Origin of the sequence: Yersinia sp. 1252 StPb PI (genome assembly GCF_048593885.1) — a bacterium.
GTDB lineage: Bacteria > Pseudomonadota > Gammaproteobacteria > Enterobacterales > Enterobacteriaceae > Yersinia > Yersinia enterocolitica_E.
In genome coordinates, this window is sequence record NZ_JAZGQE010000377.1 from 1 (window position 1) to 1,280 (window position 1,280).

Sequence of the window (1,280 nt, forward strand, 5' to 3'; positions counted from 1 at the left end):
CTAGAACTAGGAGTTAATCACTTTCATATTATACCTAATGGCTCGATGAATTTTAATTTTTCTGTTGAGAAAGGGTTACCGTGGTTAGATTTTTCTAACAATAAACATGCTCAGAACCGTGATTTTACCAAGAGTAAAATGATAATTAACTTAAATAGACGTTTTCATCTATTTGACTCACCTTATCAGATCAATAGTTCATTAGTTGGAGAATATAGTCGAAAACCACTGATGGCTTCAGAACGGTTAAGTCTAACTGATCGTAATGCCGTACGTGGATTTAGCGGTGGAGCGCTGTCTGGCGATAGTGGTTGGTATCTAAAGAATACGTTGTCGCGTTATTTTTGGCTGGGAGAAACGACAGTAATACCAAGAGTGGGTGTTGATAGTGGCCGTGTTTTATCACATGGCAGTAAGCAAGGTTGGCAAAGTAATGTTGGCCTGAGTGCGGGCCTGGCATTGTATTATAAAAGTATACAATTGGATTTGGAAGCCAGTTGCGGTTTTTGGTTATCAGATAATAATAAAAGAAGTGAGCCTGTCCAGTATTTATTAAAGTCGAGTTATACGTTTTAGTTTTATCTCACTATACCTATAGTACTTGAAGTTGCATGTGCATTGGCTGCCTTGATTTAGCTCAGTCACTTATTGATGTAAGTTTCTGGGGAGTCGCTCAGTTGCCGCCTTCCTGCAATTCAAATTATTTAGGGTATATATAAACCACTAAATTAGGATATTTAAATGAAAACAAAACAATTCACACTCTCATCGGGTGGTAAACTGGCTGTCTTGATATCGATGATTCTCACCCCGGTATCAATAAGTTATGCTGCAGGAATAGAAGCAGCAGGAGAGAAGGCTAATCGCCCTGAAATTAGTCATTTGGACAATGGTGCTGTGCTAATAAATATCGCCCCACCGTCTGAATCGGGGTTATCTCACAACCAATATCAAGACTTTAACGTAGATAAGCCAGGAGCGGTATTTAATAACTCAATACAAAATACAAATTACGATAAGGAAAGCATTGCTGCTAATCCAAACCTGACTACGGGAGGGCGTGGAGCTGAAGTGATTTTAAATGAAGTTGTTGGTGATAATCCTTCCATTCTGCTTGGCCGTCAACATTTGGTAGGCGCTGACGCGGATTATATCCTGGCAAATCCCAATGGAGTTACCTGTGATGGTTGTAGCTTTGACCCTAACTTCAATAAAGTTACCTTGGGGGCCGGTAATGTAATAATGGTTGATGACGGAAAATATGGGAGCCTAATGACTAC

General features: G+C 39.8%; 2 protein-coding genes. Both read left to right on the forward strand.

The genetic code is table 11. The features are described from left to right. On the forward strand, window positions 1–576 hold a 576-nt coding region (locus tag V2A85_RS23745), incomplete at its 5' end, for a ShlB/FhaC/HecB family hemolysin secretion/activation protein (RefSeq protein ID WP_420072562.1). A 165-nt stretch (window positions 577–741) separates the two neighbouring features. Beyond that, a partial coding sequence (locus V2A85_RS23750; RefSeq protein WP_420072563.1) for a filamentous hemagglutinin N-terminal domain-containing protein occupies window positions 742–1,280 on the forward strand: 539 nt, incomplete at its 3' end.